This is a genomic window from Verminephrobacter aporrectodeae subsp. tuberculatae At4, assembly GCF_000193225.1.
In the GTDB taxonomy this organism is placed as follows: Bacteria; Pseudomonadota; Gammaproteobacteria; order Burkholderiales; family Burkholderiaceae_C; genus Acidovorax; species Acidovorax aporrectodeae.
Map to the genome: position 1 here is coordinate 1 of NZ_AFAL01000443.1, position 21,865 is coordinate 21,865.

Annotated in this window: 20 protein-coding genes, 1 tRNA gene and 2 pseudogenes; 8 read left to right on the forward strand and 15 right to left on the reverse strand. The window is 64.4% G+C overall.

Translation table 11 applies throughout. The features are described 5' to 3' along the window. The first annotated feature begins 161 nt into the window (after window positions 1-161). Window positions 162-1,166: a type I glyceraldehyde-3-phosphate dehydrogenase gene (gene gap, locus VTU_RS0114250; protein ID WP_010105260.1), complete on the forward strand. Its 1,005-nt coding sequence runs from the start codon at window positions 162-164 to the stop codon at window positions 1,164-1,166. Between the two features lie 24 nt (window positions 1,167-1,190). On the opposite strand, the gene VTU_RS0114255 is transcribed toward gap, so the two are convergent. Both VTU_RS0114255 and hemH read right to left on the reverse strand, forming a co-directional pair. Next, window positions 1,191-2,306, reverse strand: a complete 1,116-nt coding sequence (locus tag VTU_RS0114255) for a mechanosensitive ion channel family protein (protein WP_040892862.1) — start codon at window positions 2,304-2,306, stop codon at window positions 1,191-1,193. Between the two features lie 74 nt (window positions 2,307-2,380). Beyond that, the gene (gene hemH, locus VTU_RS0114260; protein WP_010105262.1) at window positions 2,381-3,463 is read right to left on the reverse strand and encodes a ferrochelatase; all 1,083 of its coding nucleotides are present in this window, start codon (window positions 3,461-3,463) and stop codon (window positions 2,381-2,383) included. Window positions 3,464-3,536: 73 nt separating this feature from the next. Here hemH and VTU_RS0114265 point away from each other — a divergent pair. From VTU_RS0114265 to VTU_RS0114275, 3 genes are all read left to right on the forward strand, one after another. Beyond that, window positions 3,537-3,623 (forward strand) — tRNA-Ser (locus tag VTU_RS0114265). Window positions 3,624-4,042: 419 nt separating this feature from the next. Continuing rightward, window positions 4,043-4,522, forward strand: a complete 480-nt coding sequence (locus VTU_RS0114270) for an ImmA/IrrE family metallo-endopeptidase (protein WP_010105263.1) — start codon at window positions 4,043-4,045, stop codon at window positions 4,520-4,522. Further along, complete coding sequence (locus VTU_RS0114275; RefSeq protein ID WP_138927899.1) at window positions 4,515-4,892, forward strand: hypothetical protein; 378 nt, start codon at window positions 4,515-4,517, stop codon at window positions 4,890-4,892. Before VTU_RS0114270 ends, VTU_RS0114275 begins: the two co-directional genes overlap by 8 nt. A gap of 305 nt (window positions 4,893-5,197) precedes the next feature. Here the strand turns inward: VTU_RS0114275 and VTU_RS31620 are convergent, their stop codons facing one another. The 8 genes and pseudogenes from VTU_RS31620 to VTU_RS0114320 all read right to left on the reverse strand — a co-directional run bounded on the left by VTU_RS31620 (window position 5,198) and on the right by VTU_RS0114320 (window position 12,734). Then, the gene (locus VTU_RS31620) at window positions 5,198-5,536 is read right to left on the reverse strand and encodes a type II toxin-antitoxin system Phd/YefM family antitoxin (protein WP_010105269.1); all 339 of its coding nucleotides are present in this window, start codon (window positions 5,534-5,536) and stop codon (window positions 5,198-5,200) included. Between the two features lie 70 nt (window positions 5,537-5,606). Beyond that, window positions 5,607-6,809: an amidase gene (locus VTU_RS0114290; protein WP_010105270.1), complete on the reverse strand. Its 1,203-nt coding sequence runs from the start codon at window positions 6,807-6,809 to the stop codon at window positions 5,607-5,609. Continuing rightward, the gene (locus VTU_RS0114295) at window positions 6,806-7,879 is read right to left on the reverse strand and encodes an ABC transporter ATP-binding protein (RefSeq protein WP_010105272.1); all 1,074 of its coding nucleotides are present in this window, start codon (window positions 7,877-7,879) and stop codon (window positions 6,806-6,808) included. Before VTU_RS0114295 ends, VTU_RS0114290 begins: the two co-directional genes overlap by 4 nt. 4 nt (window positions 7,880-7,883) lie before the next feature. Beyond that, window positions 7,884-8,921 carry an ABC transporter ATP-binding protein gene (locus VTU_RS0114300; RefSeq protein ID WP_010105274.1) on the reverse strand — a complete coding sequence of 346 codons (1,038 nt, stop codon included), beginning with the start codon at window positions 8,919-8,921 and terminating at the stop codon, window positions 7,884-7,886. Window positions 8,922-8,925: 4 nt separating this feature from the next. Next, window positions 8,926-9,228: pseudogene (locus VTU_RS0114305) on the reverse strand (ABC transporter permease); the annotation flags it as partial. Window positions 9,229-9,272: 44 nt separating this feature from the next. Then, window positions 9,273-10,178 carry an ABC transporter permease gene (locus VTU_RS0114310; protein WP_010105278.1) on the reverse strand — a complete coding sequence of 302 codons (906 nt, stop codon included), beginning with the start codon at window positions 10,176-10,178 and terminating at the stop codon, window positions 9,273-9,275. Window positions 10,179-10,202: 24 nt separating this feature from the next. Then, on the reverse strand, window positions 10,203-11,156 hold the full coding sequence (locus VTU_RS0114315) for an ABC transporter permease (RefSeq protein ID WP_010105280.1): 954 nt from the start codon (window positions 11,154-11,156) through the stop codon (window positions 10,203-10,205). A 27-nt stretch (window positions 11,157-11,183) separates the two neighbouring features. After that, window positions 11,184-12,734 (reverse strand): ABC transporter substrate-binding protein, encoded by a 1,551-nt coding sequence (locus VTU_RS0114320; RefSeq protein ID WP_438873584.1) that lies wholly within the window; start codon window positions 12,732-12,734, stop codon window positions 11,184-11,186. A gap of 568 nt (window positions 12,735-13,302) precedes the next feature. Here VTU_RS0114320 and VTU_RS31625 point away from each other — a divergent pair. From VTU_RS31625 to VTU_RS0114340, 4 genes are all read left to right on the forward strand, one after another. After that, window positions 13,303-13,752 carry a GNAT family N-acetyltransferase gene (locus tag VTU_RS31625; protein WP_081479831.1) on the forward strand — a complete coding sequence of 150 codons (450 nt, stop codon included), beginning with the start codon at window positions 13,303-13,305 and terminating at the stop codon, window positions 13,750-13,752. 71 nt (window positions 13,753-13,823) lie between these two features. Next, a complete protein-coding gene (locus tag VTU_RS0114330; protein WP_010105286.1) occupies window positions 13,824-15,545 on the forward strand; it encodes an ABC transporter ATP-binding protein in 1,722 nt (573 codons plus the stop codon). Window positions 15,546-15,580: 35 nt separating this feature from the next. Continuing rightward, on the forward strand, window positions 15,581-16,756 hold the full coding sequence (locus VTU_RS0114335) for an MFS transporter (RefSeq protein WP_010105288.1): 1,176 nt from the start codon (window positions 15,581-15,583) through the stop codon (window positions 16,754-16,756). A gap of 11 nt (window positions 16,757-16,767) precedes the next feature. After that, window positions 16,768-18,003, forward strand: coding sequence for an MFS transporter (locus VTU_RS0114340; protein WP_138927900.1), 1,236 nt, complete (start codon window positions 16,768-16,770; stop codon window positions 18,001-18,003). A 95-nt stretch (window positions 18,004-18,098) separates the two neighbouring features. Here VTU_RS0114340 and VTU_RS0114345 read toward each other — a convergent pair whose 3' ends face one another. From VTU_RS0114345 to VTU_RS0114365, 5 genes and pseudogenes are all read right to left on the reverse strand, one after another. After that, the gene (locus VTU_RS0114345) at window positions 18,099-18,335 is read right to left on the reverse strand and encodes a hypothetical protein (RefSeq protein ID WP_010105290.1); all 237 of its coding nucleotides are present in this window, start codon (window positions 18,333-18,335) and stop codon (window positions 18,099-18,101) included. A gap of 109 nt (window positions 18,336-18,444) precedes the next feature. After that, a complete protein-coding gene (locus VTU_RS0114350) occupies window positions 18,445-19,395 on the reverse strand; it encodes a CAP domain-containing protein (protein WP_010105291.1) in 951 nt (316 codons plus the stop codon). Between the two features lie 176 nt (window positions 19,396-19,571). Beyond that, window positions 19,572-20,507, reverse strand: coding sequence for a CAP domain-containing protein (locus tag VTU_RS0114355; RefSeq protein WP_010105292.1), 936 nt, complete (start codon window positions 20,505-20,507; stop codon window positions 19,572-19,574). Window positions 20,508-20,646: 139 nt separating this feature from the next. After that, on the reverse strand, window positions 20,647-21,582 hold the full coding sequence (locus tag VTU_RS0114360; RefSeq protein ID WP_010105294.1) for a CAP domain-containing protein: 936 nt from the start codon (window positions 21,580-21,582) through the stop codon (window positions 20,647-20,649). Between the two features lie 98 nt (window positions 21,583-21,680). Next, window positions 21,681-21,865: pseudogene (locus tag VTU_RS0114365) on the reverse strand (CAP domain-containing protein); the annotation flags it as partial.

Sequence of the window (21,865 nt, forward strand, 5' to 3'; positions counted from 1 at the left end):
CGACCGCTACGGCGAATCGGCCCCCGCGCCTGCGCTGCTCAAGCATTTCGGCTTCACCGAAGAAAACCTCGCGGCCACCGTGCGCGCCGTGCTCGGCGGGCGCCGCAAATAAGCCGCCGCCAGTGGATTTTTGCAGAGCAACTTTGGACAGGGAAAACGCCATGACGATCAAAATCGGTATCAACGGCTTCGGCCGCATCGGCCGCAACGTGCTGCGCTGCGCCATCCTGAACTTCGACGATGTCGAGGTCGTGGGAATCAACGACCTGCTCGACCCCGACTACCTCGCGTACATGCTGCAATACGACTCGGTGCACGGGCGCTTTCAGGGCACCGTCTCGGTCCAGGGCAACACCCTCATCGTCAACGGCCGCAAGATCCGCCTGACGCAGGAGCGCGACCCCGCCCAGCTGCGCTGGAGTGAAGTCGGCGCCACCGTGGTGATCGAATCCACCGGCCTGTTCCTGGACCATGCCTCGGCGCGCAAGCACCTGGACGCGGGCGCCCACAAGGTCATCCTGTCGGCCCCCTCCAAGGACGACACCCCGATGTTCGTGTTTGGCGTGAACCACGCAAGCTACGCCGGCCAGGCGATCGTCTCCAACGCCTCGTGCACCACCAACTGCCTCGCGCCCGTGGCCAAGGTGCTGCACGACAAATGGGGAATCAAGCGCGGCCTGATGACCACGGTGCACGCCGCCACCGCCACGCAAAAGACCGTTGACGGCCCTTCGAACAAGGACTGGCGCGGCGGTCGCGGCATTCTGGAAAACATCATCCCGTCGAGCACCGGCGCCGCCAAGGCCGTGGGCGTGGTGATTCCCGCGCTGAACAAGAGGCTCACCGGAATGGCGTTTCGCGTTCCCACCTCCGACGTGTCGGTGGTGGACCTGACCGTGGAGCTCGAAAAGCCCGCCAGCTACGAAGAGATCAAGGCCGAAATGAAGGCCCAGTCCGAGGGCGCTCTCAAAGGCGTTCTCGGCTACACCGAAGACAAGGTGGTGGCCACCGACTTCCGCGGCGACCCGCGCACCTCGATCTTCGACGCCGACGCCGGCATTGCGCTCGACGCCCACTTCGTGAAGGTCGTGAGCTGGTACGACAACGAATGGGGCTATTCGAACAAATGCCTGGAGATGGCGCGCGTGGTGTCGCAGGCGCACTGACGAATTGCCGGCCGCCGGCCCCCGTCAGCGCGCGGCCGCCGTTGCCGCGCCGGCGGCCGACTGCGGCGCGCTGGCAATGTGCACCGTCCGGGTGGGGAAGGCGAACTCGATTCCCCGGGCCCGGAGCTCGCGCATCAGCCCCAGGTTGACGGCCTGCTGCCGGTCCATGTAGACGCCGTAGGCCGGGTCTTCGACGATGTACACCACTTCGTAGTCCAGCGAGCTGGCTCCGAAAGCCTTGAAATGCGCCCGGTCGAAGCGCAGCTGCGGCTGCGCTTCGACGAGCTGGCGCACGATGCCCGGAATCGCCTCGGCCTGCTCGGCCGTGGTGTCGTAGGTCACGCCGAAGCCGAATACGATGCGCCGCTGTTCGAGCAGCCGGTAGTTGCTGATGGTCTGCTTGAGCAGGTCGGTATTGGACATCACCACCTGCTCGCCCTGCAGGCTGCGAATGCGCGTGGTCTTCAGGCCAATGGCCTGCACGGTGCCCGAGACGCCGCCGACCACGACGAAGTCCCCGACTTCAAAGGGCTTGTCCACCGCGATGGACAGCGACGCGAACAGATCGCCGAGGATGTTCTGCACCGCCAACGCCAACGCAATACCGCCCACCCCCAGGCTGGCCACGAAGGCCGTGACGTTCACGCCCAGGTTGGACAAGATGGCCAGCAGGACGACGCTCCACAGCAGGGCGCGCAGGCCCCAGGACATCAGCGTGGCCGAGGCGCTGACCTGCGCCGCGCCCGTCGCGGACGGGTTGCGTTCCACGTACCGGCGCACGCCGATGCCGATGGCGCGCATCCCCCACAGGCCGATCTGCAGCGCCACGGCCACGAACCACAGCTGGCTCAGGCGGCTCTCCCAGCGGCCGGGCAGGTCCAGCAGGCTCGCGCCCACGAGCAGCGCCAACGCCGCCATCAGCATGTGGTGCGTGCCCTGGAACACGTCCACCACCGTGCGCGCGGCTGCGCTGTCCGACGCGGCGACCCACAGCTTCGCCCGGCCCGTGAGCAGCCGCAGCGCCACGAGGATGCCCGCATACGTGGCCGCAGCCGCTGCCAGCGCCACCAGCAGGCTCCACAGCGGGACGCCGGCAAAGCTGGTCTCCCGGACCCAGGACAGAAAAGTGGAATACTGCATGCGCATGATCTCCTTTGCGTCATTCGATGCCGCATGACTGTACCCGCATGCGCCGGGGGCCGCGCGCGCTGCGATCAGCGCTGGGCCGCGTGGCCGGCCCGCGCGTCGGCGCTTGGTCCGCTTGGTACGGCGGCTGGCCAACCTGCCAGATGCTGCTGCGCCACCTGGCCCAGGGCGGCGATCCAGGCGCCGTCGTCGTTCAGGCAGGGGATGTAGTGAAACTCCTTGCCGCCCGCATGCAGGAAGGCCGCGCGCAGTTCGATGTCGATTTCCTCCAGCGTCTCCAGGCAGTCGCAGCTAAAGCCCGGGCACACCACGTCCACGCGCCGCACGCCCGCCCGGGCCAGCGCCTGCGCGGTGGGCAGGGTGTAGGGCTCGATCCACCGGGCCTTGCCAAAACGCGACTGGAAGCTGACGCGGTAGCGGTCCGCGCGCAGGCCCAGGCGCTCGGCCAGCAGGCGCGCGGTCTCGCGCACTTCGCGCTGGTAGGGGTCGCCCAGCCGCAGGCTGCGCTCGGGAATGCCGTGAAAGCTCATCAGCAACTGCCCGGGCGGGCCGTGGTGCGCCCAGTGCGTCTCGATGCGGCGCGCCAATGCGTCGATATACCCCGGGTGGTCGTGGTAGCGGTTCACGAAGCGCAGCTCGGGCAGGTTGCGCGTGCGCCCGGCCCAGCGGTAGACGGCGTCAAACACGCTCGCGGTGGTGCAGGCCGAGTATTGCGGGTAGAGCGGCAAAATGAGGATGCGCGCCGCGCCTTCGGCCTGGAGCGCGTCGAGCTGGCTGGCGATCGACGGCTTGCCGTAGCGCATGGCATGGCGCACCAGCAGTGGCTGGGCGGCTGCGTCCAGCCGGTCATGCAGCAGCGCGGCCTGCCTGGCGGTCCAGAGCGCCAACGGCGAGCCAGCGGCCGTCCACACCCTGCCGTATTTCGCGGCCGACCTGGCGGGGTAAACGCGCAGGACGATGCCGTGCAGGATCGGCAGCCACACCAGCCGGGGAATCTCAACCACGCGCCGATCGCTCAGAAATTGCGCCAGATAGCGGCGCACGGCAGGCGCCGTGGGTCCGTCGGGCGTGCCCAGATTGCACAGCAGCACCGCGCTGCGCTCGGCTTGGTCGTGGGGAGGGAGGGAGGCCGGGGCGAGGGAGGAGCGCATGCCGCCATTGTGGCAAAGGCATCGGCGAGCGGCCCGTTTGCTGGAATCGGCCCTGGCTATAATTCGACGCTTCGGAGAGGTGGATGAGCGGTTTAAGTCGCACGCCTGGAAAGCGTGTGTGGGCTAATCCCCACCGCGGGTTCGAATCCCGCCCTCTCCGCCGGGAACCCGTCCACACCAGTCTTCACAAGCCCCGCACAGTCCCTGTGACGGGGCTTTTTCCTTGGGGGCGTTGTCCACGGTAGCCCGAAACGGAACATGTGCATCCCGCTACAGCCAGCATCCAATCATGGTACCGACCGTGGTATCGCGTGGGGCGATACCATGACAGTGGAGCCCGCAGCGATGGCTGCGTCAGCGCTGCGCACCGGTCAGCGGCCTGGGGCTCGCAAGCGCTCCGTGCCAAGGCTGGATGTGAAGATCAGGTCGCCGCAGCCTCGCCAAGCGACCCAGAATTCAGGCAACAACGCCACGTCGAGATACACTTCGTTACGCCAGCTACGTCCCGTGATGACACAATAGTCCAACGAGCGCGCTTAGATGCAATCAAGGGCGCTTGCTTTTCCTAAGGAGGTTCACATGAAAACCGCGCAACAAATTCTTGATGCCTACTGGGATGGAATGCTGCCCATTAACCCGATCAAAATTGCAAGCGCCATGGGGATCAAGGTGAAATCTGACCCGTTCTTGCCCGAAAGCGGCAGCGTCGAGGTGATCGATGGTACGGTCCACATCACCTACAACAGTGCCGAACAAAGCAATCCTCGGTGGCGCTTTACCGTTGCGCACGAGATCGGCCACTACGCTCTTGGTCATTTGGACCGCGTGACCACCAAGATGTTTCGCGACCCCGTGGCAAATTTCTCGACGGGTGCTCAACTCCCCGAGGAGCGCCAGGCCAATCACTTTGCGGCCCAACTCCTCATGCCTGAACGGATTGTGAAATATGTGATGATGGAGAAGGGGGTAAGTACCATTCAGGGGCTCGCGTCTCTGTTTCGCGTCTCCCAAGTGGCAATGAAGTGGCGCTTGGTCAACCTTGGAATGATCCGTGGCTGAAGATTTATCAACTGAAAATGCGCCCATCCAGAATCCTGACGTGACGAACATCGGGCTGGAGGAGCAAAAGCATAAACTGAACACCGAGCGGTGTGTGTTCAAGTGGACTCTTTGTTGTGCAAGCATCTTGTTCATTGCAGCGATCAGCATAGCGGTGATAATACTCTTCATGCTGAATGCGAATCCTCAAATCCATTGGCATGCATCGCTTCTCGTGACCGCCTTTGTGATCCCTCCTACGGTCATCGTGATTGGCTTGTTGCGATCGGTTTCCAAAATGAAAGGAAACGACAAGGACGACCACGGAACGGGTCTGGTTTCCTTGGACATCATCCTGGACATGCTGAAGTTGGCCGTCGGGAAAACTTAAGCCTTGTTCCCTGCGCTGACCCGCTGCAATGGCCAGCGCGGTGCGCCGATCAACGCCCTTGGGTTTCCCAGTGCTGCGGTTCACGCCACTGAACAGAACGGCTTATGCAAGCCCGCACCGCGCAGTTTGATCTTGTAGCAATCCGGCATGGACATGAGCGCGGCAACGGGAACCCGGGGCGCATCGAGCCTGCGCAGAAGTACTTTGGCAAATTGGGCCCGGATGCTGCCATCGAGCTTGTCCCATTCCCCTTTGGCTTGGGGCAGAAACTCCAGGCGGTAACTGCCTGCTGCTTGGCGCATGCTTCAACGCGCGGTGGCCAAGGGGGGTTTCGCCGTTCGGGATTTGGGAGATTTCGCCGTCGTGGCGCGCGCGATGTTTGCCAATTCTTCCCGGGTGACAGGGATCCCCTGATCCGGATCAGCCTGCCAGTCAGCGATGCGTTGCTGAACGAGCGGGATCCATTGCAAATCGTCGAGCATGTCCATCAATGCCTCATAGGTGCGGGCCGGCACAAGATAAGCCGATGGTTTGTTGTGATGCAAGACGACGACGGTCTGCATTCCGGCGTCGCGAATGACGGCAGAGGGATTTTTTTTGAGTTCGGTGATGCCGATCGATGTTTCAGCCAGTACGGCGTTCATGGCGCGTGCTCCAGATGGGAGATGGGGGGTCCGCCCCCATGCTAGACCATTCAATTGGTCAATTTCACTGTCACTGGGCACCGCGCAGGGGATGGAGTGCGATGCGCTGCGCCAGCGCCACCAGGGACCGGTCCGCCCCCGCGGGCCCGAGCAGCGAAATGCCCAGCGGCGCGCCCGCGCGCTGCGCCAGCGGCATCGACAGCTGCGGGAAGCCGCCGAGCCCGGCCAGGCACAGCATGCGGATTGCGCGGTTGCGGTAGTCCTCCAGGCTGCTGCCCGTCGCGTTGCGCAGCGGCGCGATGTCCGGCATGCTGGGCATGAGCAGCACGCCGTCGCTGCCCAGCGTCTGCGCCAGCCGGGCGCGAAAGTCCAGGCGGAAGGCGCGCGCGGTGTTTACCTGCGCGTCCGTCACGGCGCGCGACCAGGCGAAACGTTCGGCCACGTCGGGGCCCAGCGGCGGCGCGTAGCGCTCGATCAGCGGGCCGTCGGTGAGCCAGGCCTCGCGCCCTTGCAGGTAGCGGAAGTTCCAGTACATCGCGTCCCAGGATTCGAGGACCACGTCAAGCGGCGTGGCCGGGCCGAGCAGCGACTGCACGCGCTGCGCCGTGCCGTCGAGCGCGTCCCTGACCGGCGCCTCGAGCATGGCCCAGATGTCCTTCGGCCACAGCAGCCGGGGGCGCTGCGGCAGCGGCTTCGCGTCGGCGCCCAGCAGCACGTCGGCGACGCGCGCGAAGCTGCCGACGTCGCGCGCGAACCAGCCGCAGGTGTCGAAGCTGGGCGCGAGGTCGAGCGCACCCTCAAGGCTGACGCGGCCGTGCGTGGGACGCAGGCCGTACAGGCCGCAATGGTTCGCCGGCGCGCGCACCGAGCCGCCGGTGTCGGTGCCGAGCGCGAAGTCGCACAGCCCCGAGGACACGACCGACGCCGACCCCGAGGACGAGCCGCCGGTGATGCGCTCGCGCGCCGCGCCGTTGAGCGGCGCGCCGAAATGCGCGTTGTTGCCGTTCATCGAGAAGGCGAACTCGTCGGTCACGGTCTTGCCGGCGAAGCGGGCGCCGGCGTCGAGCAACTTTTGCACGGTCGGCGCGCTGCGCGTCTTGATTCCGGACAACGCGAGCAGGATCGGGTTGCCGCCGCCCGTGGGGTAGCCCGCGACGTCGAACAAATCCTTCACGCCAAAGCGCAGGTCGGTCAACGGGCCGGTCGGCGCGGCGGGGACGGCGACCGCGGGGTAGGGAACGAAGGCGTGGGCGGGGTCGTGCGGGATCATCATGCGGGGCTCGCTTTCGGCAGTGGAGGAATCCGGTGCGCAGCATGCAGGGCCGCGGCGGCGTCGGTACGGATGCAGCGCACGCGGTGCCCCGGCGCGACGTCGATCGCGGCCGGCTGCGCCGTGCGGCAGGCCGCTTGCGCGAGTGTGCAGCGCGGCGCGAAGGCGCAGCCCGGTGGCAGCGCCGACAGGTCGGGGGGCGCGCCGGCTATGGTCTCGAGCCGGCTGCCGCGCGCCAGCGCGCCGTGCGCGCGGCTCTTGAGCAGCGCGATGGTGTAGGGATGGCGCGGCGAGCGGATCAGCGCGCGCGCCGAGCCTTCCTCGACGATGCGCCCCGCGTACATCACGGCGATGCGGTCGGCGAGCTCCAGCGCCGCGCCAATGTCGTGCGTGACGAACAGCACCGCCAGGCCCAGGTCGCGCTGCAACTCGCCCAGCAGCAGCAGGATCTGGATCTGCACCGTGGCGTCGAGCGCGGTCGTGGGCTCGTCGGCGAGCAGCAGCTGCGGGCGGCAGGCCAACGCCAGCGCGATCATCGCGCGCTGGCGCATGCCCCCCGAGAGCTCGTGCGGATAGGCTTGCAGGCGCCGCCCGGGGCTCGGAATGCGCACGCGCTCGAACAGTTCCAGCGCGCGCCGCTGCGCTTCGGCGGCGGACACCGTCTCGTGCCGCCGGATCGACTCGACGATCTGCGCGCCGACCGGGTACACCGGGTCCAGCGCCAGCAGCGGCTCCTGGAAGATCATCGAGGCCACCTTGCCACGGTAGTCGGCGAGCCCGGCCTGCGTCAGCGCGAGCACGTCGCGCCCGGCCACGCGGATCTGGCCGCGCAGCTGCGTGCGGCGTTCCGGATGCAGGCGCAGCAGGCTGCGCAGGGTCACGCTCTTGCCCGACCCCGATTCGCCGATGAGCGCGAGCACCTCGCCGCGCTGCAGGTCCAGGCTCACGCCGCTGACGGCCTGCACGGGCTTGCGGCCGCCACAGAAGCTGACGCTGAGATCGCGCAGGCGCAGCAGCGGCTCGCCCGCGGGAGCCGCGCAGGAAGGGGACGCAGGAATCGCAGGAGCGGCCATGGGGTCAGGCGGCCTGCGCCAGTGGATGCCCGCTGCCCGGCGCGTGCACCAGGCAGCTGACGCGCTGCTGCGCCGCAGCGGCGGCCACGCGCGCCGGAATGCGCTGGCTGCACAGCGGCGCTGCGAGCGCGCAGCGCGGGTGGAAACGGCAGCCCGAAGGCGGGTCGATCGGGCTCGGCGGATCGCCGGCGAGCGCCGCCTCCCGGGTGCGCTGTTCGGGGTCCATGGACGGCATGGACGCGAGCAGCGCGCGCGTGTAGGGGTGCGCCGGCGTTGCGTAGAGCGCCTCCGCAGGGCCGATCTCGACCACCTGTCCGAGGTACATGACGAGCACGCGATCGCTCATGTAGCGCACCACGTTCAGGTCGTGGCTGATGAAGACGTAGGTCAGGCCGAACTCGGCCTTGAGGTCGAGCAGCAGGTTGAGCACCTGCGCCTCGACCGATTTGTCGAGCGCCGAAACGGCCTCGTCGAGGAGCACCATGCGCGGTTGCAGCGCCAGCGCGCGCGCGATGTTCACGCGCTGGCGCTGGCCGCCGGAGAGCTCGTGCGGGTAGCGTTCGGCAAAGCGCTGCGGCTCCAGGCCGACGCGCGCAAGCAGGTCGTGCGCGCGCTGCACCGCCGCGCGGCGCGCCACGCCGTGCACCCGCGGCCCGAAGGCGATCGAGTCCTCGACCGTCAGGCGCGGGTTCAGCGAGGCGTAGCTGTCCTGGAACACCATCTGCACCTGGCGGCGAAACTCCGCGAGCGGCAGGTCGCGGCTGCCGACGCTGCGGCCGTCGAACAACAGCTCGCCGGCCGTCGGCGCGATCAGCCGCATCAAGAGCCGCGCGGTGGTCGATTTGCCGCAGCCCGATTCGCCGACCACGCCCAGCGTCTCACCCCCGAAGACCTCGAAGTCCACGCCATCGACCGCGCGCACCACGCCCCCGCCGCGGCCCAGCAGGTCCTTCTTCAGCGGGAAGTGCTTGTGCAGCCCGCGCACCGTGAGCAGGGGCTGCGCGGGGTCCGCGCTGCCGGTCATCGCAGGCACCATGTGCATTGCCTCATTCCTTGTTGTCCAGCGCCGAACGCAGCCCGTCGGAGAGCAGGTTGAACGCGATCGAGGTGACGAAAATCATCGCGCCGGGCAGCGCCGCCACCCAGGGCTGCACGTAGATTGCCGTGCGCAGGGTGTTGAGCATCAAACCCCATTCGGGCTCCGGCGGCTTCACGCCCAGGCCCAGAAAGGACAGGCCCGAGGCCAGGATCATCGAGACCGCGATCAGGCTGCTGGCGTAGACGAAGATCGGCCCCAGCACGTTGCCCAGCACGTGCACGATGGTAAAGGCCCCGGCGCCCGAGGCTTGCACGGTCCGCGCTGCCGGTCATCGCAGGCACCATGTGCATTGCCTCATTCCCTGTTGTCCAGCGCCGAACGCAGCCCGTCGGAGAGCAGGTTGAACGCGATCGAGGTGACGAAAATCATCGCGCCGGGCAGCGCCGCCACCCAGGGCTGCACGTAGATTGCGGTGCGCAGGGTGTTGAGCATCAGGCCCCATTCGGGCTCCGGCGGCTTCACGCCCAGGCCCAGGAAGGACAGGCCCGAGGCCAGGATCATCGAGACCGCGATCAGGCTGCTGGCGTAGACGAAGATCGGCCCCAGCACGTTGCCCAGCACGTGTACGCGCACGATGGTGAAGGCCCCGGCGCCCGAGGCGCGCGCGGCTTCCACGTAGTCGCGTGCGCGCACCTGCGTGCTCACGCTCTCGGCGACGCGCGCGATCTGCGGGACGAACACGATGCTCAGCGAGATCAGCGAATTCACCACGCCCGCGCCGAGCACGCCCGAGAGCGCGATCGCGAGCAGCACCGAGGGGAAGGCGTAGAAGACGTCGATGCTGCGCATGATCACGGTGTTCACGAGGCCGCCCGCGTAGCCCGCGAGGATGCCGATCGCCGCGCCGATCACGAACGCGCAGAGCACCGGCGTGATGCCGATGAACAGCGACAGCCGCGCGCCGACGATCAGGCGCGAGAGCATGTCGCGGCCCAGTTCGTCGCTGCCCAGCGGCAGGCCCTCGGTGCCGATCGGCTTGAGCCGCTGGAGCATCGACGCTGCATAGGGGTCGGCCGGCGCGATCCAGGGGCCGAAGAGCGCCAGGGCGAGCAGCAGCACGATGACCAGCGCCGCGCCCAGCGCCACCGGGTCGCGCGCAAAGCGCCGCGTGGCGCCGCTCCAGTAGCCGCGCGAGCGCGGCAGCGCCGGCAGCGCGTCCGGGAGCGCATGCGGGGAGAGGGCGGGAATCGTTGCGGACATCGGTTCAGCCGGGAACGGGGCGCTTCATGCTCTTGCGATGCGCGGGTCGAGCAGCGTCTGCAGAACGTCGACGAGCAGGTTCAGCAGCACGAAGAACAGCGCCAGCACGAGGATGGTTCCCTGCAGCAGCGGCAGGTCGCGCTGGAAGATCGCCGCGTTCAGCAGGAAGCCGGTTCCGGGCCAGGAGAACACCGTCTCGATCAGGATCGACCCGCCGAGCAGGTAGCCCAGTTGCAAGCCCATGACCGCGAGCGCAGTCGGCGCTGCGTTCTTCACCACGTGGCGGAACACGCCGAAATGCGTCAGGCCCTTGGCGCGCAGGCCGACGATGAACTCCTGCCCGAGAATCTCGGCCACCAACGCGCGCACCGTGCGCGCGATGATTCCCATGGGAATCACCGACATCGTGAGCGCCGGCAGCACCAGGAACTGCAGGTGCGCCCAGTCCCAGGCCCAGTCCTGCGATCCGTCCGGCCCGGCGCCGGTCGCGGGCAGCCACATGAGCTGCGAGGAGAAAACGATCACCAGCACCATGCCCAGCCAGTAGTGCGGAACGCTCACGCCGAGCACCGACAACGTGGACGCGGCGCGGTCGATCCAGGAGCCGCGAAAGTAGCCGGCGACGAAGCCGAACAGGCAGCCCAGGACGAAGCCGATCGCGGTCGCCACGAGCGCCAGGCGCAGCGTGTTGCCGACCGCGTTCAGCACCTCGCCGGCGACCGCCCGGTTGCTCGCGATCGAAACACCCAAGTCCCCGTGCAGCGCGCGCCAGACCCACAGCCCGAACTGCTCGGGCAGCGACCGGTTGAAGCCGTAGAGCACGCGCAGCTGCGCCTGCAACTCGGCCGAGGCGTCGGGCGGCAGGATGGACACCAGCGGGTCGCCCGGCGCCAGATGCACGAGCACAAAGCACAGGAAGGCCACGCCGACCATGATCGGGATGGCCTGGCAGACGCGGCGCAGCAGGTAGGAGAACATCGGCGGTGCGGGGCGCGCTGTCAGCTGTCAATCCAGGCGCATGGTCGCAATGTCGATGAACCAGCTCTTGGGCTGGACCACGTTCCTGACCTTGGCCGAGAGCGCGCGCGGGCCGACGTCGTGCGCGATCCAGACGAAGGGCGCGTCGTCCACGATGTGCGCGTGCAGCCGCGCGAGCGCGGCGTCGCGCGCCTTGTCGTCGAAGCTGGTGCGGGCGTCGGCCACCAACCGATCGACCGCGGGACTGCCGTAGTAGCCCCAGTTGTTCGACACCGGCGGGAAGGACCGGGTGCTCACGAAGCGCGCCATGGCGAAGAACGGGTCCATCGCCGCGAAGCTCACGTTCGTGGCATTCGCGCCGTTCGCCGCGGGGTCCTTGGCGCCCTTGCGCCAGTTCGTGAACAGCGTATTCCATTCGATGACGTCGAACTGCACGTCAAAGAAGCACTGCTTGAGCGACTGCTGCACGAACTCGTTCATCGGCAGCGGCTGCATCTGGCCCGAGCCCGAGGCCGAGATCTGCACCTTCACCTTGACCGGCTTTGCGGCCGAGAAACCGGCCTGCTCCATGAGCGCCTGCGCGGCCTTGACGTCGTATCTGAGATCGAACTTCGGGTTGCCCCACCACGGATGGCCCGGCTCCACCGTTCCCTTGGGCTCGGCCATCATTCCGCCGAGCAATTGCTTCAAGCCGCCGCGGTCAACGCACAAATTCGCCGCCTGGCGCACGCGCTTGTCGAGCCAGGGCGAGCCCTCGACGAAGGACAGCTGCCAGGGCCAGACGTGCGGCTGCGCATTCGCGTAGATCTTGAAGCCGCGCTGCCTGATCTGCTGCATTGCGTCGGGCGCGGGCGCCTCGATCCAATCGACCTGGCCGCCGAGCAGCGCGGCCGTGCGCGCGTTCGCCTCGGGCATGGGCAGAAGAACCACCTTGTCGATCTGCGGCACGCGCCCGGCGTCCCAGTAGCCCCTGTTCGCGGCCAGTTCCAGGCGCTCGCGCGCGACGAAGCGCGTGACCCTGAAGGGGCCCGAGCCGGCCGGGTCGGCGGCAAAGGCAGTCCAGGCGGCCTTGGCCCGCTCGGCCGGCGCCGCCACGCTGGCCGCAACGGCCCGGAGCTTGGCGCCCCAGTGCGCCGGCGAGGCCATGAAGAGGTTCGTGAGATTGATGGGCAAAAAGGCGTCGGGCTCGCTGGTCGTGAGTTCGACCGTCAACTCGTCGATCTTGCGCGCGCTCCTGAGCGTCGGCATGCGCGAGACCGTCACGCCGACCTGGCTCGGATCGAACTGCGGCGCCTCCTTGTCGAGCACCTTGGCCACGTTCCAGACCACCGCGTCAGCGTCGAACGCCGAGCCGTCATGGAACTTCACGCCGGGGCGCAGCTTGAAGACCCAGCGGGTCCTGTCCTTCGCGTCCACCGCCCAGGAGGTCGCGAGCGCGGGAATGACCACGCTGGGCGCGTCGGCCTTGGACAGGTCCCATTGCGTGAGCGAGTCGTAGATCGGGATGCCGGTAAAGCGATTGCCCTCAAAGCCCTGGTCGGGCTGGCCCAGCGTGCGCGGGACGTCGGCGACGGTCATCGCAATGCGCAGCGTCTTCTCCTGCCCGGCGGCGACCGGGGGCAGCAGCGCCAGCAGGGCGCAGACGGCCAGGGGTTTCAAGGACCAGGCGGGGGAGGGCAACTGCACGGAAAACTCCTGTTGGCGATGGGTTGGCGGGTGGACAGGAAGACCCAAGCACAGGCCGTGCCAGCGTCTGCGCAAACCGGCGGGGACTATCTCCCCGCGGGCGCCCGATTGCAATAGTTGTTTTCCTGTCTTGCGCTCGGTCACAATTCGGTGACCGCCACCCGGCTCCCTTGCAGCCCCTGGCCTTGCAGCGCACGCAGCGGCACATCTGACAGTAGCGCTTGTGTCGCCGTTGTGCGCACAAACACCAGCACGCCACACGGTTCTGGATTTACGCAACAACGCCCACCACGCTCTCGCCCGCAGCCCGTAATAAGCTTACAGTTGATATGGGAATTTTATTCGTGTATTGTGCGTACTCCAATGTGTTATGAGCATTAACGTGAAATACACCGTCCCCCAAAGCAAGCATGTATTTCATACTTCGGGGTGTCTCATTGATTCATGAAAGTTGGAGAAAATGCAGAAGAAGTTGCACTATTCCGAGAGTGTAAGCAGTATTACACTGGAGCAGATAGCTGACCTGTATGATTCAGTCGGCTTCGGAGCGGCAGATGGCTATAAGTCGCAAGAAAATCTGCTTGATCGACTTTTTGGACATGGCTGCCATGGGTTCTTTGCCATACATGGCGAACGCTTGATTGGCATGGTGCGTGTTTTGAGTGATGACGTTATCTGCTCTTGGGTGGCGGAAGCCTGCATTCACCCCGATTGGCAAAAGCAAGGTGTAGGTCGGGCACTATTTAACATGGTGACCAGGCGGTTTGAGCACACATCGATTTATTTGGAAGCGCTTTCGTCGCAGGTTGGGTTTTTCTCAAAAATGGGAATTCACCCTGAATCAAAGCTTGTAGCGTGCAGCCTGGCTCCCAAGGCGAAGCCGAGGAGTCCGATCCATTTCATGCACTAAATCCCATGCGCACTGCTGAGAAAATCAGATCAAGTCTTCTTGTATTGCGGGCGACCATAAGAAGCATCCCCATGATGTATGCATCTGCGCCGACAGATTTCATACTGCTTGCAATCACCTCCGTCATCAGTGGTTTTGCTCCCGGGCTCTGGATTTTCCTGACTTCGCGTCTTGTCGATATTATTACAAGCAAAGGGGTGGAGCACTTGTCCCTCATGGACCCGCTACCCATCGCGTGGGTAATTTCACTGTTTGTTCCCAAGATTGCGGGGCCACTGATGCAGTTTTATCAAGCCAATCTCGCTGAGCGATTTACTGCAGCGATCAATATGTCTTTGATGAAGAAGTCTGCTGAAATGCGTGGAATCGGGCATCAAGACGGAAGTGATTATCTTGATTCAATCAAGATCCTCCAGGAGGGAGCCATTTCTCGACCAACAAATGTGGTGTCGGTAATTTTCTTCATTCTGAGAGACGGAATTACTGTTCTGTCGATCATCGCTACTTTGGGTGCCATCGCTTGGTGGTTTCCCATTGTGCTGACGTTAGGCGTCATACCCGGCATTGCGGTTTCCATACACTTCAGGAATCTGACATGGAGCACCACCTTGAGCCGCAGTCAGAAAGCAAGGGAGATGGATTATCTATCGCGCATCGCCATTGGTGTCCCGCATGGGATTGAAAATCGCGTCTACAACTATTTTGACTGGCTGGTCCGCCGTTATGCGGAGATTGCTGATGCTACGCATGCAAAGATGCGCTTGGTGCGCAGGAAATCAGCGCTTGCAACTCTGCCGATTGAACTGATGTCCATGCTGTGTGTCGTTGGACTGCTGATCTGGGTTGTCTCCGGAATCAGAACAAAGGCAGTTTCTGTTGGAAATATCGCGTCGTTTATTCAAGCCCTATTGATTGGCAACACGATAGTATTCTACTTGCTTGAATCCATTTCCATCCTTTTTGAGCGTGGGCTTTTCTTTACACTGTATTACCGCTTCATGGCGATGGTCGATTCCATTGAGAATGGCAAATCACCATTGCCACAGGCGCCTGAATCCATTCAATTCATCGACGTGTCCTTCAGGTATCCGAATGGGCATCTTGCAGTAAATAACGTTTCATTTACGGTCTGCAAGGGGGATCGAATAGCAATCGTTGGAGAAAATGGATCCGGAAAAACAACCCTGATCAAATTGCTGCTCAGGCTATACGATCCCACCATGGGGAAAATCGAGGTCGATGGCGTTGACGTTCGATCCCTGGATGTTGATTCTTGGCGCTCCCATTTCAGTGTCGTGCAGCAAGATGTTGTTCCCTATGGCTTTACTCTGAGAGAGAACATTCGACTTTCTGACACAGACCGCTCAGACCCGGATGACCTTGCACTGCATCAGGCACTCGGAATTTCCGGCTTGGACGCTTTCATGCCAGTTGTTAACGAACGACTGGGGCGAGAATTCGATGGCATGGAATTATCAGGTGGTCAGTGGCAAAAGACGTCCATAGCGCGGGCATTCTTTCGTCATCCGGATCTTCTGGTACTTGACGAGCCATCCTCGGCGCTGGATCCCAAAAGCGAATTCGACCTGTTCAATCGGCTTGAATCGTTGGCAGCAGATAAGACCGTACTCTTCATCACGCATCGGTTGGGTGCGATCAGGCTTGCAGACAAAATTGCCGTCATGCACCATGGTTGTCTCATTGAATTTGGAACCCACACCGAGTTACTCAATAAAAACGGCCACTACGCTACACTATGGAACGCACAACTCGGACAATACACAATCGAATAGTCGTTATTGCATAAATCCTGAACAGCGTAGTGCAGATGCCGAGCTTCGACAAAATCCTGTCGAGAGTGAACGTTGCCGCAGTGCTGGTCACCGGCTTCGAGGCCTGCATGAATTTTGGCTTCGTCGCGTATGCGGTGCGTGTGCTGGGCGACGCGAGCGCGGCCAACTACCTTGTGGCGACGTTCTGGTTCGCGTTATTCGTCGCGGAGTTGCCGACCGGCTACCTGACGGATCGCTGGGGCGGTCGGACCTCGCTCACGGTCTCGCTCGTCCTGCGGGCCGCGGCGTTTCTGCTGTTCTACTGGGGCGCCCATTCGACGCCGCTGGTTTTTCTCGCCAATTTCATCGCCGGCGTCGCGACGACCTTTCTCACGGGGACGTTCACGGCGCAGGTGATGTGTGAATGCCGGCACCAGGGCGTGGAGATCGACCACCCGCGCTTGGCGGCATCCGCACTGTTCGTCCGTTCCCTTGGCCTCATCCTCGGCACGGCGGTGGGCTATCTGGTCGTCCGGCAGGCGGGGGTCCGCTGGCTCTGGCCGGTGAGCGCCGCTTGGGCGCTGCTTGCGGCCGTCTACGTGCTGGCGCGCTGGTCTGCGGTGCGGGCCAGGCCCTGCATGCCCATCGTCCTGCACTACCGGAGTGCCTGGTCGCAGGTGCTCGGCACGCGCGGCCTGCTGGTGACCATGCTGCTGTTCTCCGCGTGCAGGACCTTGCTCCTGCCGATCTCCGTGAACGCCGTGATCCTGATCGTCCCGGGCCTGGACGGGGATCCCGGACAACTCTTCGTTTTCTACCTGGCCTCGGGTCTGGTCGGCCTGGTCCTTGCCAAGGGTTTCCCGGCGGTCAGCGCATTCGCGGCGCGCCAGAGGATGCTGATCAACGTCCTGACCGTGCTCGCGATCGCCGCAGTCTCGGGCGGCAACCAGATCGTCGCGGGCCTCGGCTTCCTCGGCTTTCTCGTATTCAGCGCCGTGTCCGAGACCCAGCTGCGGCACGCGTTCTACGAACGTATTCCACCGGATCATGCAGGCGCGGTCAACTCGGTGCAAAGCCTGTTCGAGAACGTGCTGGGCGCACTCGCCCTCGTGCTGAGCGCGGTCTTGATCTCCGAAGTCTCGATGCGCTCGATGTACCTGGCCTCGGCGCTCGCTTATCTGCTCGTCTGTGCGGGCGCGGGTTGGGCGCGGAACAAATCATGGACCGCGTAGCATGCTGGCTCATGCAACAACGGCAACACCGCAGAAATTCCCTTTGGCACGAGCGATCGTTCCCGGTATTGCTCGGAGGCAATCTCCTGTCCAGGATCGGTGACGGCGTCCACGAATTCATCTTCATCATCACCGTGCTGAAGGTGAGCGACAACCGCGTGACCCATGCGGGAATCATTTATTTTTTCCGGTTTCTACCGTACCTGGTTTTCGGGCCTCTTGGCGGGGCCCTGGCTGACAGATTGAGCCGCAGGGCGCTGATGTTGGTGGCTGACCTTGCACGGATGTGCATTACCGGCGTCCTGTGCGCACTGCTTGTTTCCGATTCGGCAGGCGTGCTGTCGCTTGCCCTCACAGGCATGTTGATGACGGTCTTTCGGACGATTTTTCAGCCCGCATTCCAGGCAGCGATCCCTTCGCTCGTTCGAATCGACCATTTGCCCACGGCGAATGCCCTCACGCAGATGGTGGCGGAGACCGGCGGGCTCGTGGGGCCGGCCATGGGCGCGGCTGCGCTGGCGCTGGGTAGCCCGGGAGAGGTGCTCCTCTTCGATGCCCTCGCCTACCTTGTTTCGGCGTTGTGCGTATGGCGGGTCAGCATCCCTGCCGGGAAAACCTCCGGGGAAGGCGGGAAACCCACGCTGCGCCGTTTGTATGGAGAGTTCGGCCGGAACATCACGGGCATGCTGCGCGAGCCGCAACTGTTCATGGCGATTGCATACTCGTCGGCGTGCATTTTGCTCGTGGGGGCAGCACTGCGCATTCTGATCCCCGCGATGCTCAAGAACAATGCTTACTCTGACAGTGTCGTTGGCTATGCCATGAGCCTCACGGCGTTCGGGGCGATCGTCGGGGCTGCCGCGTTCATCCGGGTCGCGCGCGATTTCAGTACGCAGCGCCTGATGTTTTACTGGCTGCTGTACGGCCTGGTTCTCTCGGTGTTGCCCGTCTGCGTCGCCCACGTGGCCGCCATCCTCATGGGCTGCTTTGTGCTCGGCAGCGTCGGTGCCTTTGTGGACGTGGTGCTGCCGACGAATATTCACCAGCTGTCAACGGACGCCAACCTGGGCAAGAACTTCAGTCTCTTTTCGACCTTGGCCAACACGGGTGAGGCCCTCTCGGGGGGCCTCGCGGGGCTGCTCGTCCTGGTCTCGTCCGTGTCGATGGGCGTGACGGTGGTCGGGCTGCTGGTCGCGTCCATTGCGTATGTCGGAAGGCTGAAGTCGGGGAAGGCGCAGGGGTCGTAGTGCACCCGGACAGGGCGCGATCCTTTTGTTCGCGTGCGGGCGAATGGCCGTACCGCCGCCCATGGCCTTGGGCGGTTGGTCCGAGTTGGCTTGGGTCATTTGGCCGCAGCCACTGCCACGCGATACAGGTTCAGCAACAGGGCTTCTTCCGGTGTCTGACCCTGGCGCTCCGCGTTCCTTGCCAGGCGCGCCAAGTCGGTGGCAAAGGCTGTTTGGCTCTGCGTTGGCAGTTGTCGCACGGTGGCAAATACCAGTGCGCCCAGGGCGCTGGCGATGGCACTGGCGTTGGCTGTTTCGGCCGTCGGTGGCACGGTGTCGTTGTCGCGGCTCATGGCTTCCTCCAAGGGTTGCAGTTCTCGATTCGGGGACGTTTCAGACCCTCGATTTTCCGCCATGTTGCCGCTGGTAAGGGTGGCTACGCTTCGTTTTTTTTGTTTCTTACTACCTGGCGCCCGTGCGAAAGCGGAACGTGGACCTGAACCTTGCACCCGCATTCTTGCCCGTCACCGTGGCGATGTAGGAGGTGTCGGGGACCAGCGCAGCGGGGATGATGCAGGCCACCCCTTCCTTGCACTGCCCGTTGGGATCGGTCGTTTGGCCATCCCCGTAGAGCGCCTTGATTGCGACCGACCCGCCATGGCCCGTGATCCATACCGCAGCAACCCTCAGGTCGCTTGCTCCCTTGACCAGGATAGGCTGACCCCAGACTGCATCGGCTTCTTCCGGGAACGGTGTCGGCGCCTCTTCGCCTATAGACGCCAAAACGCCGGTGCTTCCCTCGCATGGGTAGGTGAGAACCTTGCCGGCGTCCTGGGACTCGGCGTCTTGGTGCTCGGCACTCTTGGTCAGGCCGAAGAGCATCACCAACGTCCGAAAGCCCACGATGGTTGGCCCCAAAGCCACGCCGACGTCACGGAGCCCATGGAGCGCGACCAGAAGGTGGTAGGGAGCGCTCAGGATGCGCCGCACCGCATATTCGGCGTCCTCGGTGAACCACGCGGTCGCCATCGTCTCACTCACCCGCCTGGGGTCGTAGCCGGCCACAGCGGCGCGATCACTCGGTCGAACGCCCGTGAACCCTGCCATGCCGGGTTCCTGAAGGTGAGCAAGCACCATGTTTTGTTCCAAGTAGTTCAGATGCGCAGTGGCGGCTTGGTCGAGCCTGGCGTTTTGCGCCAGCAGTCCGAAACCGCACTGGAGTCGCTCGGCGTTCAGCGTCTCGTAAGCCAGGGCTTCGCTGCTGGTGGCTTCATATGTGGCAGCAGGAACGCTGGTGACGATCGCGCTTGCGACCGGTGCCAGCGTGTCGCCACCATCTCCCCACGCCCCACCGCAGACGGTCAGGGTCATGCTGGCTAGCAGAACGGTCAGCAGTTCGTTTTTTTGTTTCATGATTCTTTCTCTTGAGTTACCCGAAAAACTTGCGCGGCCGGCGGCTTTTTCTGCACGGACTTCAGTGCATGGGGGTCATGTGCTGAAGTCTTCCGTGGAACCGCACCCTTGCATCCATGGGCGTTGCCAATCCGCGCGATGGCTTCACTTCAGCCCTGATCCCGGTCCATACCGCCCTACTTGGCGCCCGTGCGAAAGCTGAACGTGGACGTGAACGCTGCACCCGCATTCGTGCCGGACACCGTGGCGGTGTAAGTGGTGTTGGTGGCCAGCGCAACGGGGATGACGCAGGCCACTGCGGCCTTGCACCGCCCATTGGGATCGGTCGTTTGGCCGTCCCCGTAGAGCGCCTTGATCGCGACCGACCCGCCGGGACCCGTGATCGATGCCGCAGCAAGCCTCAGGTCGCTCGCGCCCTTGACCAGGATGGGCTGGCCCCAGATGGCATCGGCTTCTGCGGGGAACGGTGTCGGCATCTCTGCGCCTCTGGCCGCGAAAACGCCGGCGCTTCCCTCGCATGGGTAGGTCAGAATCTTGCCGGCGTCCTGGTGCTCGGCGTTCCTGGTCAAGCCGAAGACCATCACCAACGTCCGGAAGCCATCTGCGGTTGGCCCCCAAGCCAGGCCGACGTCATGGAACCCATGGAGCGCGACCAGGGCGTGGTAGGGAGCACTCAGGGTGCGCCGCACCGCGTATTCGGCGTTCTCGGTGAACGACACGGACGACATCGTCTCGCCCACCTGCCTGCGGTCGTAGCCGACCGCAGCAACGCGATCGGCCGGGTCACCGCCCGTGAACCCTGTCTTGCCGGGTTCCTGGAGGTGATCAACTACATTGTTTTGTGCTGAGTAGTTCAGATGCGCAGTGGCGGCTTGGTCGAGCCTGGCGTTTTGCGCCAGCAGTCCGAAGCCGCACCGGGACCGCTCGGCGTTCAGCGTCTCGTACGCCAAGGCTTCGCTGCTGCTGGCTGCATATGTGGCGGCAGGAACGCTGGTGACGATCGCGCTTGCCGCCGGTGCCAGCGTGTCGCCCCCCTCTCCCCACGCTCCACCGCAGACGATCAGGGTCACGCCGGCCACCAGAGTGGCCAGCAATTCGTTTTTTGGTTTCATGGTTCTTTCTTCTTCCGTTGAGTGAGCCGCAAAACTGGCGCGGCCAGCGGCTTTTTCTGCACGGATTTCAGTGCATGGAGGCCATGCGCTGATGCCAATCCGCGCGATGGCTTCAGCCAGGATTCCGGTCCATACCGCACTACCTGGCGCCTGTGCGAAAGCGGAACGTGGACCTGAACCCTGCACCCGCATTCGTGCCGGACACCGTGGCGATGTACGCCGTGTCGGTGGCCAGCGCAACGGGGATGATGCAGGCCAGTCCTGCCCTGCACCACGCGTTGGGATCGATCGTTTGACCATCCCCGTAGAACGCCTTGATCGGGACCGACCCGCCAGGACCCGTGATCGATGCCGCAGCAACCCTCAGGTCGCTCGCGCCCTTGACCAGGATAGGCTGGCCCCAGATTGCATTGGCTTCTGCGGGGAACGGTGTCGGCATCTCATTGCCCCTGGCCGCCAAAACGCCGGCGCTTCCCTCGCATGGGTAGGTCAGAACCCTGCCGGCGTCCTGGCGCACGGCGTTCTCGGACAAGCCGAAGACCATCTCCAGCGTCCGGATTCCCTCCGCGGCTGGCCCCCAGGACAGGCCGACGTCACGGAGCCCATAGAGCGCGACCAGGGCGTGGTAGGGGGCGCTCAGAATGAGCCGCACCGCGTATTCGGTGTTCTCGGTGGACGACACGATCGACAGCGTCTCGCCCACCTGCTTGCGGTCGTAGCCGGCCGCAACGGCGCGATCACCCGGTTCAACGCCCGTGAACCCTGCCTTGCCGGGTTTCTGGAAATGACCCACTGCATTGTTTTGCGCCAAGTAGTCCAGATGCGCAATGGCGGCTTGGTCGAGTCTGATGTCTTGCGCCAGCAGTCCGAAGCCGCACTGGGACCGCTCGGCGTTCAGCGTCTCGTAAGCCAGGGCTTCGCCGCTGGTGGCTTCATACGTGGCGGCAGGAACGCGGGTGACGATCGCGCTTGCCGCCGGTGCCCGCGTGTCGCCCCCATCTCCCCACGCCCCACCGCAGACGGTCAGGGCCGCGCCGGCCAGCAGAACGGCCAGCAATTCGTTTTTTGGTTTCATGGTTCTTTCCGTTGCGTGACGCGCAAAACTGGCGTGCATCCATGGCAGCGTTGCCAATCCGCGCGATGGCTTCAGCCCGGATCCCCGTCCATACCGCACTACCTGGCGCCCGTGCGAAAGCTGAACGTGGACGTGAACTCTGCACCCGCATTCGTGCCGGACACCGTGGCGGTGTAAGTGGTGTTGGTGGCCAGCGCAACGGGAATGGCGCAGGCCACTCCGGCCTTGCACTGCCCCTCGGGATCGGTCGTTTGGCCATCTCCGTAGATCGCCTTGATCGCGA

Excerpts from the sequence above, each read along its gene's own strand:
- gap (WP_010105260.1), top strand. The coding sequence starts at position 162 with ATGACGATCAAAATCGGTATCAACGGCTTCGGCCGCATCGGCCGCAAC.
- VTU_RS0114255 (WP_040892862.1), bottom strand. The coding sequence starts at position 2,306 with ATGCAGTATTCCACTTTTCTGTCCTGGGTCCGGGAGACCAGCTTTGCC.
- hemH (WP_010105262.1), bottom strand. The coding sequence starts at position 3,463 with ATGCGCTCCTCCCTCGCCCCGGCCTCCCTCCCTCCCCACGACCAAGCC.
- VTU_RS0114270 (WP_010105263.1), top strand. The coding sequence starts at position 4,043 with ATGAAAACCGCGCAACAAATTCTTGATGCCTACTGGGATGGAATGCTG.
- VTU_RS31620 (WP_010105269.1), bottom strand. The coding sequence starts at position 5,536 with ATGAACGCCGTACTGGCTGAAACATCGATCGGCATCACCGAACTCAAA.
- VTU_RS0114290 (WP_010105270.1), bottom strand. The coding sequence starts at position 6,809 with ATGATGATCCCGCACGACCCCGCCCACGCCTTCGTTCCCTACCCCGCG.
- VTU_RS0114295 (WP_010105272.1), bottom strand. The coding sequence starts at position 7,879 with ATGGCCGCTCCTGCGATTCCTGCGTCCCCTTCCTGCGCGGCTCCCGCG.
- VTU_RS0114300 (WP_010105274.1), bottom strand. The coding sequence starts at position 8,921 with ATGCACATGGTGCCTGCGATGACCGGCAGCGCGGACCCCGCGCAGCCC.
- VTU_RS0114310 (WP_010105278.1), bottom strand. The coding sequence starts at position 10,178 with ATGTCCGCAACGATTCCCGCCCTCTCCCCGCATGCGCTCCCGGACGCG.
- VTU_RS0114315 (WP_010105280.1), bottom strand. The coding sequence starts at position 11,156 with ATGTTCTCCTACCTGCTGCGCCGCGTCTGCCAGGCCATCCCGATCATG.
- VTU_RS0114320 (WP_438873584.1), bottom strand. The coding sequence starts at position 12,734 with ATGACCGTCGCCGACGTCCCGCGCACGCTGGGCCAGCCCGACCAGGGC.
- VTU_RS31625 (WP_081479831.1), top strand. The coding sequence starts at position 13,303 with ATGCAGAAGAAGTTGCACTATTCCGAGAGTGTAAGCAGTATTACACTG.
- VTU_RS0114330 (WP_010105286.1), top strand. The coding sequence starts at position 13,824 with ATGATGTATGCATCTGCGCCGACAGATTTCATACTGCTTGCAATCACC.
- VTU_RS0114335 (WP_010105288.1), top strand. The coding sequence starts at position 15,581 with ATGCCGAGCTTCGACAAAATCCTGTCGAGAGTGAACGTTGCCGCAGTG.
- VTU_RS0114340 (WP_138927900.1), top strand. The coding sequence starts at position 16,768 with ATGCAACAACGGCAACACCGCAGAAATTCCCTTTGGCACGAGCGATCG.
- VTU_RS0114345 (WP_010105290.1), bottom strand. The coding sequence starts at position 18,335 with ATGAGCCGCGACAACGACACCGTGCCACCGACGGCCGAAACAGCCAAC.
- VTU_RS0114350 (WP_010105291.1), bottom strand. The coding sequence starts at position 19,395 with ATGAAACAAAAAAACGAACTGCTGACCGTTCTGCTAGCCAGCATGACC.
- VTU_RS0114355 (WP_010105292.1), bottom strand. The coding sequence starts at position 20,507 with ATGAAACCAAAAAACGAATTGCTGGCCACTCTGGTGGCCGGCGTGACC.
- VTU_RS0114360 (WP_010105294.1), bottom strand. The coding sequence starts at position 21,582 with ATGAAACCAAAAAACGAATTGCTGGCCGTTCTGCTGGCCGGCGCGGCC.